17 protein-coding genes are annotated in these 16,909 nt (G+C 54.4%); 10 read left to right on the top strand and 7 right to left on the bottom strand.

Annotated features, from left to right (window positions below; all coding sequences use genetic code 11):
- Positions 1-48 precede the first annotated feature (48 nt).
- Genes OGV83_RS03300 through OGV83_RS03270 form a run of 7 tightly spaced genes read right to left on the bottom strand, consistent with a single transcriptional unit; the run spans position 49 to position 6,233 of the window.
- Positions 49-2,145 (bottom strand): flagellar biosynthesis protein FlhA, encoded by a 2,097-nt coding sequence (locus OGV83_RS03300; protein WP_047458653.1) that lies wholly within the window; start codon positions 2,143-2,145, stop codon positions 49-51.
- Positions 2,132-3,265, bottom strand: coding sequence for a flagellar biosynthesis protein FlhB (flhB, locus tag OGV83_RS03295; RefSeq protein WP_012133724.1), 1,134 nt, complete (start codon positions 3,263-3,265; stop codon positions 2,132-2,134). The genes OGV83_RS03300 and flhB overlap by 14 nt, the downstream gene beginning before the upstream one ends.
- A complete protein-coding gene (gene fliR, locus OGV83_RS03290; protein ID WP_012133723.1) occupies positions 3,265-4,038 on the bottom strand; it encodes a flagellar biosynthetic protein FliR in 774 nt (257 codons plus the stop codon). The genes flhB and fliR overlap by 1 nt, the downstream gene beginning before the upstream one ends.
- A gap of 6 nt (positions 4,039-4,044) precedes the next feature.
- Positions 4,045-4,317, bottom strand: a complete 273-nt coding sequence (gene fliQ / locus OGV83_RS03285; RefSeq protein WP_012133722.1) for a flagellar biosynthesis protein FliQ — start codon at positions 4,315-4,317, stop codon at positions 4,045-4,047.
- A 2-nt stretch (positions 4,318-4,319) separates the two neighbouring features.
- Entirely contained in the window at positions 4,320-5,072 is a 753-nt protein-coding gene (gene fliP / locus OGV83_RS03280) for a flagellar type III secretion system pore protein FliP (protein ID WP_047458650.1), read from the bottom strand.
- Positions 5,069-5,467 carry a flagellar motor switch protein FliN gene (gene fliN / locus OGV83_RS03275; protein WP_012133720.1) on the bottom strand — a complete coding sequence of 133 codons (399 nt, stop codon included), beginning with the start codon at positions 5,465-5,467 and terminating at the stop codon, positions 5,069-5,071. The genes fliP and fliN overlap by 4 nt, the downstream gene beginning before the upstream one ends.
- Positions 5,460-6,233, bottom strand: coding sequence for a FliM/FliN family flagellar motor switch protein (locus OGV83_RS03270; protein WP_223849117.1), 774 nt, complete (start codon positions 6,231-6,233; stop codon positions 5,460-5,462). The genes fliN and OGV83_RS03270 overlap by 8 nt, the downstream gene beginning before the upstream one ends.
- Positions 6,234-6,854: 621 nt before the next feature.
- Between OGV83_RS03270 and OGV83_RS03265 the strand changes: the two genes are divergently transcribed.
- From OGV83_RS03265 to OGV83_RS03220, 10 genes are all read left to right on the top strand, one after another.
- Positions 6,855-7,886 carry a sigma-54 interaction domain-containing protein gene (locus OGV83_RS03265; protein ID WP_049009539.1) on the top strand — a complete coding sequence of 344 codons (1,032 nt, stop codon included), beginning with the start codon at positions 6,855-6,857 and terminating at the stop codon, positions 7,884-7,886.
- A gap of 19 nt (positions 7,887-7,905) precedes the next feature.
- A complete protein-coding gene (fliE, locus tag OGV83_RS03260) occupies positions 7,906-8,274 on the top strand; it encodes a flagellar hook-basal body complex protein FliE (RefSeq protein ID WP_047458644.1) in 369 nt (122 codons plus the stop codon).
- Positions 8,275-8,284: 10 nt separating this feature from the next.
- Positions 8,285-9,967, top strand: a complete 1,683-nt coding sequence (fliF, locus tag OGV83_RS03255) for a flagellar basal-body MS-ring/collar protein FliF (RefSeq protein ID WP_104869032.1) — start codon at positions 8,285-8,287, stop codon at positions 9,965-9,967.
- Complete coding sequence (locus OGV83_RS03250; RefSeq protein ID WP_012133715.1) at positions 9,939-10,976, top strand: flagellar motor switch protein FliG; 1,038 nt, start codon at positions 9,939-9,941, stop codon at positions 10,974-10,976. The genes fliF and OGV83_RS03250 overlap by 29 nt, the downstream gene beginning before the upstream one ends.
- Positions 10,977-10,979: 3 nt before the next feature.
- Positions 10,980-11,738 carry a flagellar assembly protein FliH gene (gene fliH / locus OGV83_RS03245; protein ID WP_286463131.1) on the top strand — a complete coding sequence of 253 codons (759 nt, stop codon included), beginning with the start codon at positions 10,980-10,982 and terminating at the stop codon, positions 11,736-11,738.
- Complete coding sequence (gene fliI, locus OGV83_RS03240) at positions 11,725-13,044, top strand: flagellar protein export ATPase FliI (protein ID WP_134769702.1); 1,320 nt, start codon at positions 11,725-11,727, stop codon at positions 13,042-13,044. The genes fliH and fliI overlap by 14 nt, the downstream gene beginning before the upstream one ends.
- A gap of 6 nt (positions 13,045-13,050) precedes the next feature.
- Positions 13,051-13,494, top strand: a complete 444-nt coding sequence (gene fliJ, locus OGV83_RS03235; protein ID WP_049009295.1) for a flagellar export protein FliJ — start codon at positions 13,051-13,053, stop codon at positions 13,492-13,494.
- Positions 13,495-13,498: 4 nt separating this feature from the next.
- Complete coding sequence (locus OGV83_RS03230; RefSeq protein WP_053090068.1) at positions 13,499-14,932, top strand: glycosyltransferase family 2 protein; 1,434 nt, start codon at positions 13,499-13,501, stop codon at positions 14,930-14,932.
- A 33-nt stretch (positions 14,933-14,965) separates the two neighbouring features.
- A complete protein-coding gene (locus OGV83_RS03225) occupies positions 14,966-15,907 on the top strand; it encodes a hypothetical protein (RefSeq protein WP_071259990.1) in 942 nt (313 codons plus the stop codon).
- Between the two features lie 110 nt (positions 15,908-16,017).
- Positions 16,018-16,905, top strand: a complete 888-nt coding sequence (locus tag OGV83_RS03220; protein WP_200026834.1) for a glycosyltransferase family 9 protein — start codon at positions 16,018-16,020, stop codon at positions 16,903-16,905.
- Positions 16,906-16,909: the final 4 nt, after the last annotated feature.

Here is a 16,909-nt window from a genome sequence, read left to right as displayed (position 1 = left end):
TGGGAAAGGAGATCGTCATCGCGATCTCCTTTGTCGATCTCCTGCCGGTTATGCCAGCGTCCCTACGACGTTCAGATCCGCGTCATCCGGTACTTCATTATAAGAAAGAATATGCAGCCCGCTGGCGAACAGTCGGCCATAGCGGGAGATCACCGGACGTAGCTGCGGCGTTACCAGCAGCAGCGGCGGCAGCCCTTTCGCCTTCATCTGCTCGTAAATCATCGGCATTGTCGTCTGCAACTGGGTCAGAATGTTCGGATCGACAGGGAAGCTATCCAGCGCCACTTTTCCGGCCTGCTGCGCCTGGTTGAGCGCGCCCAGCAGCATATTCTCCAGCTGGCTGTCGATGGTGTAGGCCGCGAGTTGTTGACGATCGCCGTTAATGGTGTGAACGATGGCGCGGCGCAGAGCATAGCGCACGTCGGAGGTCAGCAGAACGGGATCTTTCGTCACGGTGACGCTTTCCAGCAATGTGGACGCGATGGTGACGATATCCTTCAGTGAAATCTGCTCCAGCAATAACTGGCGATAAATGCGCAGCAGCAGACTGTAGCTAAACGCGGCATTTAAATCCTCCGCCAGCTTTGGTGCCTGGAGCGCCAGGCGCGCATGCAGGTGGGTAATATCGTCATAGTTAAACAGATCTGGCAGATGTTCGCGGGCGACCTTGTTGACGTGCGTCGCCACCACGCTCGCGCAGTCAACCACCTGATAACCAAGATTCAGCGCTTTCGCCTTTTGTTCCGGGTCGATCCAGACAATCGCCATGCCGTAAGCGGGGTCGGTATCCAGTATGCCGTTGATCTCCCCGTACAATTCAGTGCCGGGAATCGCCATCAGTTTTTCAGCCTGGACTTCGCCGATCGCGGTACGAATGCCGTTGATATGAATCGCGTATTGCGCCGGTTTCAGGCGGAAGTTTTCCCGGATGCGGATCTCCGGCAGCAGTACGCCGCAGTGCTCGGAAATGACCTGGCGAACGCCGCGTATACGTTGTGACAACGGACTGCCCTTCGACTCATCCACCAGCGTGACCAGTTTATAGCCGAGATTCAGGCCAATGGGCTCCACCAATGGAATGCTTTCCCAGGAGACGCCTGGCGTCGCATCCGGCGCGATGGCTTCGGTGATGGCCTCCATATCCGTCTCTTCCTGGGCGGGCTGCACCGCTTTGCTCTGCCGCCAGGCGGCAAACAGCAGCAGGGCGGTGAAGCTCAGGAAGGCGATGTGCGGCATTCCCGGCACAATCGCGAGAATAAACATCACGAAAGCGGCGGTATAGAGCACCTTCGGGCGAGAGAGAAGCTGGATTTTAATCTCATCGCTGACGTCATTGCCTTCGCTGACGCGGGTCACGATAATCGCTGCGGCAGTCGCCAGCAGCAGCGACGGGATCTGGGCGACCAGACCGTCACCAATGGTCAGCAGTACGTACTGGCGGAACGCGTGGCTGGCATCGAGATCGTATTTAAAAATACCGATACAGATACCGCCGATCACGTTGATGATCAGCACCATGATCCCGGCGATGGCGTCACCGCGAACAAACTTCGACGCGCCGTCCATCGCACCGTAGAAGTCTGCTTCTTTCGATACTTCCTGTCGGCGGTTTCGGGCCTGCTGCTGGTTAATCAGACCCGCGTTCAGATCGGCGTCGATAGCCATCTGTTTGCCCGGCAACGCATCCAGGGTAAAGCGCGCGGAAACCTCGGAAATACGTTCCGCCCCTTTGGTGACCACCACGAAGTTGATGATCATCAGGATGATAAACACCACGAAACCGACGACGAAATCGCCGCCGATGACCACCTGACCAAAGGCTTCAATGACCTTACCCGCCGCGCCTTCGCCTTCATGACCGTGCAGCAACACCACGCGGGTAGAGGCGACGTTCAGCGTCAGACGCATTAACGTCGTGATCAGCAACAGCGTCGGGAAAATCGCAAAGTCCAGCGGACGCTGCATATTCACCGATACCAGCAGCACGATGACCGCCAGGACGATATTAAAGGTAAACAGAATATCCAGCATCAGCGGCGACAACGGCAGAATAACCATTGCCAGCACGCAGAGAAGCAGAATAGGCACGCCGACTTGCCCCTGACGGAGCACGCTCAGCGCGTTGCGCAATTTACTGTTCGCCATTGGCTTTCAGTACCTCTTGAGGAATGTTGATTTGCCTGTTCAGGCGGGGCTTTTGTTCCACGTTGCCTTCGCGCCAGGATTTTAATTGCATGACGTAGGTCAGTACGTGGGCAATAGCGCGGAAAAGCTGTGTGGGAATCTGTTGGTTAACGCGGGTGGTGTAATAAACTGCCCGCGCCAGCGGCGGAAATTCCACCACCTCGATATTGTGATTAGCGCCCACTTCACGGATCCAGAGCGCAACATCGTCGATTCCTTTAGCAACGATGTAAGGGGCTTCGGCACGCTGTGGATCATATTTCAGCGCAACGGCGTAATGCGTCGGGTTGGTGATGATAACGTCTGCCGTTGGTACGGTTCGCGCGATTTGCCCCATCGCCATCTGACGCTGAAGCTGGCGGATGCGTCCTTTAATCTGTGGATTACCGTCGTTGTTTTTATACTCTTCTTTCACTTCCTGTTTGGTCATGCGCATTTTTTTGGTGAACATGAACTTGCTGAGCGGTACATCCAGCAGGGCGAAAATGACGATAACGGCGATGAAGTAGCTGAAGACGTGACGAAAAATGGCAAACCCTTGTCCGATCGCCTGACGAAGATAAAGCTGTTGCAGGTGCAGCAGAGCGTGCATGGAGTCATGCACCATCATGTACAACACGGTAAGAATAATGCCGCACTTGAGCAGCATTTTGCCGACTTCCGTGTAGTGGCTGGCGGAAAACATCCGCTTGATGCCGCTAATGGGGCTGAGCTTTTTAAAATCCGGCTTCAGTTTTGTGGGGGTAAAAATCCAGCCGCCAGGCACCAGGCTTGCCACTATGCAGCACAGCGGAATCGGAATCAGCGTTGCGATAAAGCGCAGTACAACCCAGACGTTCAGCAGCATAAACTGATTCAGCGCCGTGGGATCGTCGAGCCTGCCCGCCATTTCACCGACAGCGGCAAACGATTCACGGATTAACTGCTGGTAATAGGGCAGAAATGCGGCGAGGGTGAAAAACGACGCCAGCAGTCCCGCCGCCATCGTCAGATCTTTTGAGCGCGGGAGGTCGCCTTTTTCACGCGCTTTGCGCAGTTTTCCGGGGGTGGGTTTTTCGCTTTTGTCGCCGCTGGAGGACATTACGACACCCTTATGGCGTCGAGCTTCGCCAGTATTTCATTGGTGAGATTGAGATAGTGATCAGGAATGTTGGTCACCATCATCGAGATACAGAGCAACCCAAACAGCATACTGATCGGAAAACCCAGCGAGAAAAGGTTCAGCGTCGGTGAAACGCGGTTTAACAGGCCAAATCCGCCCTGCACAATCAGCATGACGAACGTCGTTGGCAGCGCGATAAGCGTCGCGGATGCCATAATCCAGCCCAATCCCTGAACAATCAGCGTCAGCGTTGGCTGGTTAATCGCCTGACCAATAGGCCAGTAGCTAAAGCCTTTGAACAGAATCGTGACCAGCAGCAGGTGCCCATCCATGATGAAAAAGAGCAGTGCGCAGAAAACATAAATGATCTGCGAAATCACCGTAGTGGAGCTGCCGTTGACCGGGTCGTTCATCATCGCCATCCCCAGCCCCATGTTCATCGACAGAATATGCCCGGCGGTTTGCAGCGTGACAAAGACGAGCTGGAGCGCCATGCCGAACAGGAATCCCCACAGGAGCTGCTCGCCGATCAGCAAGACGGTGCGCATCGAAAGCAGTTCGCTGAGCACAACATTATTGGGCAGCATAGGGGTGATAATGATCGACAGCGCCAGCGCTGCGGCAATCTTAATGCGACGGGAAAAAGCCCGGTTGTCCAGCACGGGCGCGAACTGCAAAAACGCCAGGATGCGGAAAAAGGGCAGCACCAGAGCCATCAGCGGCGTGAACAGCGCCTGTATATCGATTCCCATCGCCGCTTAACCGACCAGCGCCGCCGCCTGGTGAAAGATCTGGATCGTAAAATCCACCAGTTGCGTCAGCATCCACTTACCGGCGAAGATCAGCACGCCCAGGGTGACGACCAGTCGCGGCAGAAAGCTCAGCGTCTGTTCGTTAATTTGCGTGGTGGCCTGAAAAATACTGACGCACAGCCCGACAATCAGGCTGGGAATAATGGCGACGGCGGAAATCAGCAGCACCAGATGGATGCCGGTCGCCATGATGTCGCCTGCCGTGTCCATGTTCATCATCGCTAAAGACCCTGAACGCTGGAGGCCAGCGTACCGACGATCAATGTCCAGCCATCGCACAGGACGAACAGCATCAGCTTAAAGGGCAGCGAGACGATCAGCGGCGAGAGCATCATCATCCCCATCGCCATCAGGATACTGGCGACAATCAGGTCGATCACCAGGAAGGGGATATAGATCATAAAGCCGATCTGGAAGGCGGTTTTCAGTTCGCTCAGCAGATAGGCCGGAGTCACGATCGTGAGATCCTGCTCGCGCGCATCGCCCTCGATCCCGGCGATGCTCATCATTTGCGCCATCGCTTTATTGTTCGTCTGGGCCAGCATGTAGTTCTTCAGCGGCACTTCCGCCTTCGCCAGCGCCTGTTTCAGCGTGATTTCATCTTTTTGAAAAGGGTCAATGGCGTCAGTATAAATCGTGGTCCAGACCGGGCGCATCACCAGCAATGTCAGCGCCAGCGCAATCCCGGTAAGAATTTTATTGGGTGGACTTTGTTGCAGCCCGAGCGCCTGGCGCAGAATCGCCAGAACGATAATGAAGCGGGTGAAACAGGTCATCATCAGCACCATGATCGGCAATAAGCCGAGCAAAGTCATCAGGATCAGGATCTCAATTTTAACATTGTAATCCTGACCTGCGCCGTTGGCGGCGGTGCTAAAGAGGGTAATGTCGCCATTTGCAGCCAGTGCCGGTTGTGCGACAAGCAGACCCAGGAGCAGCAGAGCGATGCCGCTTCTGTTAAACAAGCGGTTCATCGCGTGAGCTCACCGAGTTCTTTGGCGTTGAATTCAATGATTCGCAGGCCGTATTTATCGTTGAGCACCACCACTTCTGCTTTACCAAACAGAATGCCGTTCACTTTAATGTCCAGCGGCTCGCCCGCCATCTTGTCCAGTTCGACCACCGAATCGCTGTTGACTGACATTAATTCAGCAAGCGAGATATTTACGGAAGCGACTTCCAGCGTCAGCGTCACGGGAATGCGGCTAAACAGCGCCATTTTACGGATATCCGTCATCGCGGTGTTGCGCGTTTCAGGCTGCAAATCCAGGCGGATATTCCCTTCGACGGTGTCTTCCTGCGTCATATCGCTAAGGTTCAGGTCATCCAGGTCAAGAGACTGGCTTAGCTCGTGTTGCAAATCACTCATATTGCTTCTCGGTTGTCTTATCATAGATATCGCACAAAAACAGCTTGCTACGATCTTCAACGATAGCAGCCTCAAAAATCTGTTCTTTGCCGATAAATACCGGTAAAGGTTCGTTAATGGCGATGGGGATGATATCCCCGGGTTTAATATCGGAAATCTGGGCGACGGTCAGGTTCAGGCTGGCCAGACGCCCGCTCAGTTTTAACGGCAGACTGTCGAACAACCGTTCTATCTGCGCAGGGCTCAGGGGCACGCTTTTCACGGCGCGGCTATCGGCCGCATCTGGCGAACGGAGTATCGCCAGCATCTGATCAACATGGTGGTGATCGAGCAGAATGGTAAAAGAGCCGTGATCGTACCCTTCGAGGGTAAAGGTAATGCACCAGGACCAGTGGCTAATGACCGTTGAATAATCGACCTTAATATCGAGATTTTCGCCAAAGGTTTCTTTGCAAATCACCAGTTGCGTGAGTTCCTGACCCAGTTTACTTCTCAGGCGCTCTTCTGTTTTTGTCACACGCAACGATTCATCTGGCGCAACATGGCTGCTGTCTTTACTTAAACCGTAATAATCATGAAGGATGTTCAGCAATAAGATGCGATCAATAACAAAGGCGACATTTCCGTAAGGCGTCGAAAAAACCTGCGCATTCTTATATTGCTGGTCGATTGCGAAGGTCATCGACTTCAACGCGGCATTAACACGGAGTTTCTTCAGAAAATAAATGCTCAGGCGTGCATCAAGTATGTCAAAACTGTCATTCATCAACTTGGGTAACTTGTGCCACGGCCGACCGAGTTTACTGGTGTCGAGCTTTACCAGAGAGGGTAAATCCTTTCTCTGATGAATTCTGACTCGCTGTGATGCAGGGTTCATGATTATTCCGGGTTACCAAAAGTTTAGATGAAAAATAACGCCACTTTTTGGTTGTTGTGTAGCGTGAACCGTAAAATTTCCTGGAGGTATTTGAGTTTTAAAAATTATGTGTCGCTCTTGAACAACACAGAAGAAACGTCGCTGTCGAAAACTCTCACACATTACGTCAGGATGTAGATTAGACAATCTTAACCCTGCTATTGCAAGCATTCAGGGGTTATTAATCCATTATTTCTCTAGGAATTTTCTCATTAATAACTTTTTTAATTTATTGATTTTTATAGATTAATATTTTAATACCCATTAAAAACAAGACAATTCCTATTCGCTACGTATACTGCCTTTACTTTATGAAAGTTGCCTGATTCATGAGTTAAAAAAACTGTTTATTTTTATTAACATCTTATAAATACCCATTAACAAACTGGGTTTGTGATGTTTTTAAAAGATGCTTTGAATAATGGCTGAACAGCATATTTCTTATTTTGTTTTTTCTGTTGGTACACCTAAATGAGTATTATCATTGAATGCGAAGATCGTAATAGAAATGGCTTTATCGCCGTTTCTCCTGCCAGCGTTAGCGTAATGTCGTTAGCGCGTCGCGTTGCTAAGTATAATGTATCAGTACTGATTACGGGCGAAACGGGAACAGGGAAAGAGTGTATCGCCAAATACATTCACGAGAATGCCTGCGGCAGTGACGCCCCGTATGTCGGCGTTAACTGTGCAGCTATTCCAGAGAGTATGCTGGAAGCCATTTTATTTGGTTACGAGAAAGGCGCGTTTACCGGCGCTGTTGCGAGCGTTGCCGGTAAATTTGAGCAGGCTAATGGCGGCACGCTGCTGCTTGATGAGATTGGCGATATGCCGTTGGCGTTGCAGGCAAAATTACTGCGCGTATTGCAAGAGCAGGAAGTTGAACGTCTGGGAAGCCATAAGCGTATTCCGTTGGATATTCGCCTGATCGCTTCTACAAATAAAGATTTGCAGCAGGAAATTGCCGAAGGCCGTTTCCGCCAGGATCTTTTCTACCGTATTTCCGTCGTGCCTATTCATATTACGCCGCTGCGTGAACGCAGGCAGGACATCCTGCCGTTGGCCCAGCGTTTTATCACTAAATACCGCGCTTTTCATAAAGGCGATCTGCGTCTGAGCGATGAGGCGCGTACCGTCCTGCTCAGATACGACTGGCCGGGTAATGTCCGTGAACTGGAGAATGTGATTCAGCGCGGCATGATTTTGTGCAACGGCGAAGAGATTCACGCCGCCGACTTTGGCCTGGCCGTTCGCGCTTCCCAGCCTGAAGCGGCGGTTATCGAAATGATGCCTGCCTATCGCGAGCAGGAGACGGGCAACCCGTCGATCCGCGATGTCAAACTGCACGGACGGCTGGCGGAATACCAGTACATCATCGATCTGCTTAAACGCCATAAAGGCAACAAATCCAAAACCGCAGAGTTTTTAGGCATCACCCCACGCGCTCTACGTTATCGTCTCGCCTCCATGCGCGACGAGGGTATTGATATTGAATGTTATTCCTGAGGCCAGGAAGGATTGATGAATGGATAAGATTACTGCCGCAGGCATTAACACGACACACCAGGCGTTGCTGAACAGAATGCAGCAAACCGCTTCATTAGCGTCAGCCGGTTCGGTTGACGCCTCTTTAACTATTGCTCCCGCCAGCAACGCGTTTGGCGTCAGTGAACCGATTTCCTTTGCGGGTGCGCTGAATAACGCTATCGATAACGTCGATGCGATTCAACACAGCGCAGGCGCAAAGCAAAAAGCGATTGATATGGGGCTGAGCGACGACTTAGCCGGTGCGATGATCGAAAGTCAGAAAGCCAGCGTGGCTTTTTCGGCCATGATGCAGGTGCGTAATAAGCTCACCACGGCACTGGACGAAGTAATGAATATTCCGCTCTAAGGTTTTAACCGTGCTTACTAAGATTAAAAGTCGTCTCCCTTCCGTGTCGGTGCCATCCGGTCTGAATAAGCCCCAGCTCATGGCGATTGTGGGCGGCGTGGTGCTGGCGGCCGCGATTATTCTGTCGCTGTGGAACCGCAATCAGGGTTATGTCGCGCTCTACGGTTCGCAGGAACATCTGCCGGTGTCACAGGTGGTGGACGTTCTGGGGGCAGAAAACATCGCTTACCGCATTAACCCGGACAATGGCCAGATTCTGGTGAGCGAAAGCAAACTGCCGCAGGCGCGAATGGCGCTGGCGGCAAAAGGCATCAGCGCGGCGACGCCCGATGGCTACGAGTTGATGGACAAAGAAGAGATGCTCGGCAGCAGCCAGTTTATTCAGAATGTCCGTTACAAACGCAGCCTGGAAGGGGAACTGGCGAAGAGCATTATGGCGCTGGACCCCGTGGAAAACGCGCGCGTCCATCTTGGGCTTAACGAGTCCAGCTCCTTTGTATTGACCAATAAACCGACCAGCAGCGCATCGGTCATGGTGCAACTGCACTATGGCAGAAAACTGGATGAGCAGCAGGTCGCTTCTGTCATTCAACTGGTGGCCGGAAGCGTACCGGGTATGCAGCCTGGCGCGGTGCGGGTGGTCGATCAGAGCGGTAATTTGTTGTCTGACGGCATCGAAGGCACGGATGGCGGCATGACGAGCAAGCGCATGGGCGATGACGTCATGCAGCGCATTCGCGAGGATACCACGAAAAATATCACCAGCCTGCTGACGTCGTTAGTGGGGCCGGGCAACTTCCGTATCAGCGTTGCGCCGACCGTAGATTTAAGCCGTGTGGAAGAGACTCAGGAACGGCTGGGTAAAGATCCGCGCGTCAGCGATGAACAACTGAGCCAGGAAAACACCACCAATGAAATGGCGTTTGGCATTCCCGGCTCGCTGAGTAACCGTCCGGTCAACCCGACGCCGCAGGCTCCCGCCAACCCGGCGGAGGGCAATCCGCCCGCTGCAAACGCCGCGAATAACACCGATCCGCGCTCGCTTTCCAGCCGCAGTCAGGAACAGCGTAAGTACGCGTTTGATCGTGATATTCGCCATATCCGCCACCCGGGTTACAAGCTGGAAAAACTGAGTGTCGCGGTGGTGCTGAACCAGGCCGCTCCTGCGCTGGCGAAAATTACGCCGGAACAACTGACGTCGATGACGCGCCTGGTGGAAAGCGCGGCGGGTATCGAAAAAGCGCGCGGCGATGCCTTAACGCTGGATGTTCTGACCTTCACGGCCCCGGCAGACGATGTCATGCCAGACCTGAAATGGTGGCAAGACCCTTCCATGCAGTACTGGGGACAGAATGGCGGAATTGGGCTGCTGGCCTTGCTGACATTGCTGTTTGGCGTTCGCCCGCTGGTACAGCGCTTTGGACGTCGCGACCCGATCACCCTTGATGGCGAGGCGACGAAGAAAGAGCTGGAAGCGCCTGACAATGGGGTGGTGATGAACGATGACGAGTTCGCCAGCCTGTCGAAAGCGGCGTTCAACAATAATGAAGATCTGCTGCCGCCGCAAAGCTCCGGCCTGGAAGCCAAAGTGGAATTCCTCCAGCTGTTGGCCCAGAGCGAAACCGAGCGCGTAGCAGAAGTACTGAAACAATGGATCAACAGCAATGACCGAAGCAACAGTAAGCCGGAATGATAAAAACCACTCAGCCTCAGCCGGGCGCAGCCGTCTGGAGCAGGCGGCGATCCTGCTGATGAGCGTAGGCGAAGAGGCCGCCGCGCAGGTGATGCAGAAGCTGAACCGCGAAGAGGTTATGTTGTTGAGCGAAACGATGGCGCGTCTCCATGATGTGAAGGTGCATCAGGCGCGTCTGGCAATGAACAATTTTTTCTCTGATTACCGCGAACAAAGCGGGATCAACGGTGCCTCACGCACGTATCTGCGCAGCATTCTGGAAAAAGCGTTGGGCGGTGAGATTGCCCGCAGCGTGATCAACGGTATCTACGGCGATGAGATTCGCTACCGTATGGCACGCCTGCAATGGGTCGATATCCCACAACTGGCGGCATTGATTGAGCAGGAACATCTCCAGCTCCAGGCCGTTTTTCTCGCCTTCCTGCCGCCGGATATTGCCGCCAGCGTGTTAAGCGTTCTGCCGCAAGAACGGCAGGATGAAATTATCTATCGCGTCGCGCGTCTGGACGACATCAATCGTGACGTTATCGACGAACTGGACAGACTGATCGATCGCGGCGTTGCGGTGCTTTCCGAGCATGGTTCAAAAGTGATTGGCCTCAAACATGCCGCCAACATCGTTAACCGTATCCCCAGCAATCAGCAACAGCTGCTGGATCAACTGCGCGAGCGCGACGAGAAAGTGGTCGAAGATCTGAAAGACGAGATGTACGAGTTCTACATTCTCAGTCGTCAGACGCCGGTGACGTTGCAGCGTCTGATGGATGAAATCCCGATCGAAGAGTGGGCGGTAGCCCTGAAAGGGACGGAGCCGGTTCTGCGTCAGGCCATCTTTAACGTGATGCCGAAACGCCAGGTCACGCTGCTGCAAAGCACCACGACCCGCCTGGGGCCAGTGCCGATTAGCCGTATAGAGCAGGTGCGCAAAGAGATCATGCAGGTTGTGCGCCAGCTGGCTGAAGAAGGTGAAATTCAGGTGCAACTGTTTGCCGAGCAGACGGTGGAGTAAACCATGTTCAAGAAACGGAGTTTACCGCTGGATGCCCTGACCGCCAGCCGCCAGGCGGTGGTTAAGCCGCGCTTATACCGCTTCCCGCCCCTGCGTAATCGCAGGATGCCTGCCGGTGTTATCGCTGATGAAGACGCCGCACCGACGCTGGACCCCGCCGACTACCAGTTACAGGTAAAAGAGGGGTTCCAGGAAGGGATGAACCGGGGGTTTGCCCAAGGGATGGAAGAAGGCCGGGAAGAGGGCTACCAGGAAGGTATTCGTCTTGGTTTTGACGAAGGGATGCGCAAAGGGCTGATTGAAGGTAAACAGCAGGCGCGCCAACAGTTCCTGGACGCCGCCGCCCCGTTTGAGCGCCTGACCGCAGAGGTGCGGAACTACCTGGAGCGTTACGAGCAGCGTCGCCGCGAAGAGTTGCTGCAACTGGTGGAAAAAGTGACCCGCCAGGTGATCCGCTGTGAACTGGCGTTGCACCCGACGCAACTGCTGGCGCTGGTGGAAGAGGCGTTGACCAGCCTGCCGCATCAGCCGGAGCAGGTGCGTGTTCAGCTGAACAGCGAAGAATTTATGCGCATCAGCGAGGCCGAACCGGAGAAAGCGCGTGAGTGGGGACTGGTTGCCGATCCTTCTCTGGAGCCGGGAGAGTGCCGCGTTATCACCGATACCACGGAGATGGATGTGGGCTGTCAGCACCGTCTCGATCAGTGCGTAGATGTACTGAAAAACAGTTTGCTGCCGGAATCGCCGCATGAGCAGCCTTGATTTTGAAGAGGCGCTGCGCTCTATCGAGCAGATCGATCTGGCGCGCGTCGCCGGGCGGTTGGTCAGGGTCAACGGCATTCTGCTGGAGTGCGTCGGTTGTCGTCTGGCGGTAGGGCAGATGTGCCACGTTGAAAGCGTCGATCAGGAGATGATGGATGCGCAGGTGGTTGGCTTTGATCGTGACGTGACCTACCTGATGCCCTTCAAGCATCCCTCTGGCCTGATCGCTGGCGCCCGCGTGTTTCCCGCAGGCAAAACTGAAGGGGTTATGATCGGCGATCAGTGGCTGGGACGCGTGGTAAACGGTCTTGGCGAACCCCTTGATAATAAAGGAAAGCTCGGTGGCGATACGCTGTTAGCACAGCAGCTTCCGCAGGTGCATCCGCTTAAGCGTCAGCCTGTTCATGCGCCGCTGGACGTTGGCGTTCGCGCCATCAACGGCTTGCTGACTATCGGTAAAGGCCAGCGCGTCGGGCTGATGGCGGGCAGCGGCGTCGGTAAAAGCGTTCTGCTCGGCATGATCACGCGTTATACCCGGGCGGAAGTCGTGGTGGTAGGGCTGATCGGCGAGCGAGGCCGTGAAGTCAAAGAGTTTATTGAAAATGCTTTGCAGGCTGAAGGGCTGGCGAAGTCGGTGATTGTCGCCGCGCCAGCGGATGAATCGCCGCTGATGCGCATTAAAGCCACTGAGTTATGCCACACCATTGCTGGCTATTACCGCGATAAAGGGAAAGACGTTCTGCTGCTGGTAGATTCCCTCACGCGTTACGCGATGGCGCAGCGCGAAATCGCCCTGTCGCTTGGCGAACCGCCTGCGACCAAAGGCTATCCGCCGTCGGCGTTTGGGATGATCCCGCGGCTGGTTGAAAGCGCCGGAAACAGCGAAAGCGAGGGATCGATGACCGCGATCTATACGGTGCTGGCGGAAGGGGACGATCAGCAAGATCCGATTGTGGACTGCGCCCGCGCGGTGCTTGACGGGCATATCGTGCTTTCGCGCCACCTTGCCGAGGCCGGGCATTATCCGGCGATTGATGTCGGCCAGTCTATCAGCCGCTGTATGAGTCAGGTGACGGAGCGTGAGCACCAGCTCGCCGCCCGCACGCTGAAACAGCTGTATGCCGAATACCAAAGTATTAAACCGCTGATCCCGCTGGGGGGATACGTTGCAGGCGCCGATCCGCTGGCAGACAGAGCGGTACGTCTTTCGCCCGCGATCAATCAATTCTTACAACAGGAAGTCCAGGATGCCGCGCTGCTTGAGCAGACAATCAGCGATCTGTGCGCCCTGGCGCAGGCAGGGTAATGCACGATGAGCAAACTGATTTCTACGCTTGAGCAACTTCACCTGCTGCGCGCCCGCGCGGTAGAAGACTTAAGCACGAAGCTGGCATCGCAAAACCAGCTGTGCCAACGGTTTGAGAAAAATATCGATACGCTGACGTCACTTGCTGCGGGTCTGGTGTCTCAGAGCGCCAACAGTGCGGCCATGATGATTAACCAGTCGAAATATAAACATAACATTCAACGCATTATCGACTGGCAAAAACAGGAGCAGGCGCTGGCGCACCTGGAAGCGCAAAAAATTCAGGGCAACCTGCTGGCGGAGGCGAAGCGGGAAAAAAGCATTGAGCTGGTTCTCGACGCTAAACGCGCTGACCGGCAGGCTGAAATCAACCGTCGGGAACAGAAAATGACCGATTCGCTCTCTGCCCAGTGCTGGCTGCGTCAACAACGTCTGATTCGTCAACGATAGCGCTATGAAAAGAAACAAACCGGGTTTCCCGCAAACGTCTTCGCGTTCTCTGATGGGGACGCTGATTCACCGTCAGCAGACGGCACGCGTTCACAGCACGCCGTTCGTTAGCGTCGTCTGCCCGACGTATAACCGACGCGAGTTCCTGCCGTATCTGCTGTATATCTGGCAGTACCAGGACTATCCGGCTGACAAACGCGAACTGATTATTCTGGATGATTCTCCGGTCAGCAATGCCGATCTGATTGAGATGATGACGGACCCGTCGCAGCCCAACGTGCGTTATGTCCACAGTGAAGCGCGCCTGGTACTGGGGCAAAAACGTAACATGCTCAATGCGATGGCGCAGGGAGAGTACATCCTGTGTTTTGACGATGACGATTATTACCCGCCGGATAAAATTTCCTGGCAGGTGGCGCAGATGCAGGCCAGCAACGCGCTGTTCTCCGGCAGCGATCAGATTTATATCTGGTACAGCCATCTGGACAAAATCTATATCACGCACCCTTTCGGGCCGAGACATGCGCTGAACGGCACTTTTGGGTATCACCGCAATTTGTTGAAAAAAAATCGTTATGACGACGATGCGACAAAAGCGGAAGAGACGGGATTCCTGAAAGGCTTTACCACGCCGGTTCACCAGATAGATCCGAAGCGCGCCATTCTTTGTATTTCGCACAGCAGCAATACCTATGACAAAGATTTCATCATGGGCAGCTCCACGCCGGTGGATCTGACGCTGGAAGACATTGTCAATGACGCGAACTTGCTGGCGCACTACCGTCGACTGAGTCATGCGCCGCTGAATGTTCAGGTGAACTGGCAGGCTTTTGAAAAGGTGGCGGTGCTCTACGACCCGGCAAAAGAGGCGGAGCTGGCCCGTCGCTGCGAGGCTTTACTGGATTTTGGCCTGCGTGGCGAACAGATCTGGCCGGTAGCGAAAAACGCGGAGGCGTCGGCGGAACGGGCGGAACTGGCAACGCACTGCCAGGTGCTTGAGCGGGCGCAGAAAGAAGGCTGGAAAAATGTACTGCTGCTGGATGCCGACGTGCAGTTCGTCAAAAAAGAGAACGCCGTTAACGACATCAACAAGCTGCTGAATGGCCTGAACCAGCTTAACTGGCAGGTGCTTCTGCTCGGCGGGCGCTATGAAAACTTTACGCTCACCCAGTCATTGAAGGGCGTAGCGCGGATCTATAACGCGGGCTGCGGCTGCGCGTATGCCGTTAACGCAGGTTATTACGATGCCCTGCTGGACGCCTATCGCCAGGCGATGGACTATCCGGCAAGCCTGGATCGCTGCTGGGCGGCATTAATGAATAAGGGGGATTTGTGGCTGGGATTCAGCCCGAGCTTTGCCTTCCTGCAACATCACCCGGACCCTAAAAGTGGCGAAATCATCGATTGTACGCACTGGTTTTTCCGTAAACACCGCTAACCGCAGGCCAGAATACGCCTGGAGAGAGCAAACATGGAACTGATAGAACATTACCAACCTGAATTTGTGTCACGCTTTGATGCGCGAGAAACCCCGTGCCAGTGCCCGGCTTGCCAGCATGCGCAGCAAAACTGGCCGCGTATTAGCGTGAAGCTGAAAAACCAGCAGCGTGAAAGTCTGGATATCACCTGTGAAGCGGCGGCCAGAGAGATGCTGCTTAACCCGGAGGCCTTTATCCTGCACACCTCGCAAGGGGAGGCGCAGGGCGAAGATGAGTTATCCGCCTGGAGCGAAACCCTGAACCAGCAATGTATTAACCTGGCGGTACATCCTGCGCTGTCGCTGGAAGGCAGCCTGTATGCGATCGGCGTTTTGCTGAGTAAGGCGCAGCAGTATCTGGACGGCGGCGAGCACGATCCGGCCCTGCTGTCCTCTATGGGAGAGCAACTGGCAATGCTGGCAGAACAAGGCGTGCTGACACAGCAGTTTGCGCTGTTGCCTCCGATTGCTGAAAACCGCATTGCCGCGCTAAAAGAGATGGGCCGGGTACGCCTGAATCTGAATCTGCCGCTGACTGAAAAAATGAGCGTGGCGCTGAAAATGAGCGAGCTGTCGGTGATGCAGCCAGCGCGGCTGGCGGATCGTCTTCAGCAACTGGAATCGCTCTGGTCAACCATTCCGCTGTTTGATGAACAGCCGCACATCCTGCGTAATGCGCTGATTTATCAACTGTATAACGATGTATTCCCCGGCATTCAATGCACCAATTACGGTGAGGCGCTACTGGGGCTGGCCAACCAGTTCTTCCAGATCAAAATGCTGTGCGCAATCCGCCGCGAGCAGGGAGCGCTGACGCAGGATGATGTCGTGCTGCTGATTAACGCGCTGAAGGGGTGGCAGCAGCAGAATCCGTTCTCCGCGAATGCGGCGCATACCTCTGACTACAGCCTGCTGTGCGGGTTGTCGCTGTTGTAATAAATCATATGGATACTGTTTATTTACATCTTAATGCTGCAATGGGAGATACCCTGTATCTCCTGGCAGCGTGCAGAGCCATCAAAAATAAAACCGGCGCGAGCATCATTATGTTGAGCCAGCCGCACTTTAGCGCGCTGGCGCGGGCATGCCCGCATATCAGCGAGGTCTGGCCGGTGGACTCTCTTAATGCGGAGCAGCATCAATGCATTCAGCGGGCGCAGGCGCAAGGGCGACTTTTTGACTTTACGCATTGGGCCCATGCGCTCAGACCGCGACATATGATCGATGCTTTTCTCGCGCAGGCAGGGCTTGAGGCGTCCGCAGCGGATAAACACCTCGATTTGGTCATTCCAGAATCTGCCCACAGTGCCGTTGACGCGTTCTGGCAGCAACATAAATTAGAGAACGCGCCGGTGTTATTAATGCACCCTAATATTGGGCACCCAAACCGGACCTGGCCGCAAAATAACTGGCATGAGCTGGCGCAAATGTGGCTGCAAACGGGGTGGCAAGTTGTGTTCATTGGGAGCAATAACAACTCTGAGGCGGGAAAATCGATGGCGGAAGCGTATCCGGCCGGGGTTATCAATGCTATTGACCGCTTTTCAGCGCTGGAAACGGTTGCGCTTATGCAGCGAGCGAACATGCTGGTTTCCTGTGATTCAGGGCCGGTCATGCTTGCGGCGGCAACAGATATCCCTGTGGTAGCCCTCTATTCAACCGTGGCGGCGGAACACCGGTTGCCGTTTCGCCGTGGGGAGGCGGGCTGGCGTTGTATGGGAATTGATCTTGCCTGTAGTCATGGGCCATGTGCGCGTTTGCTGATGAACGATGTCATTTTCACCACCGTGCTTAAACGCCCTTTTGATGTGCCGACGACTCAGGAATTTGCAAACTGGTGCGTTCATAAAACCCCTTTCCGTTGTCTGCGACAATATGAACCGACGATGCTGTATACCCAAATGGTCAGTTTTGTTTTATCGCTCCAGGAATAACGTT

It is taken from the genome of Citrobacter sp. CK189, from assembly GCF_030333505.1.
Classification (GTDB): domain Bacteria; phylum Pseudomonadota; class Gammaproteobacteria; order Enterobacterales; family Enterobacteriaceae; genus Citrobacter_B; species Citrobacter_B koseri.
The sequence above is the reverse complement of the archived record's forward strand: the minus strand, read 5'-3'. Positions and strand labels throughout refer to the sequence as shown.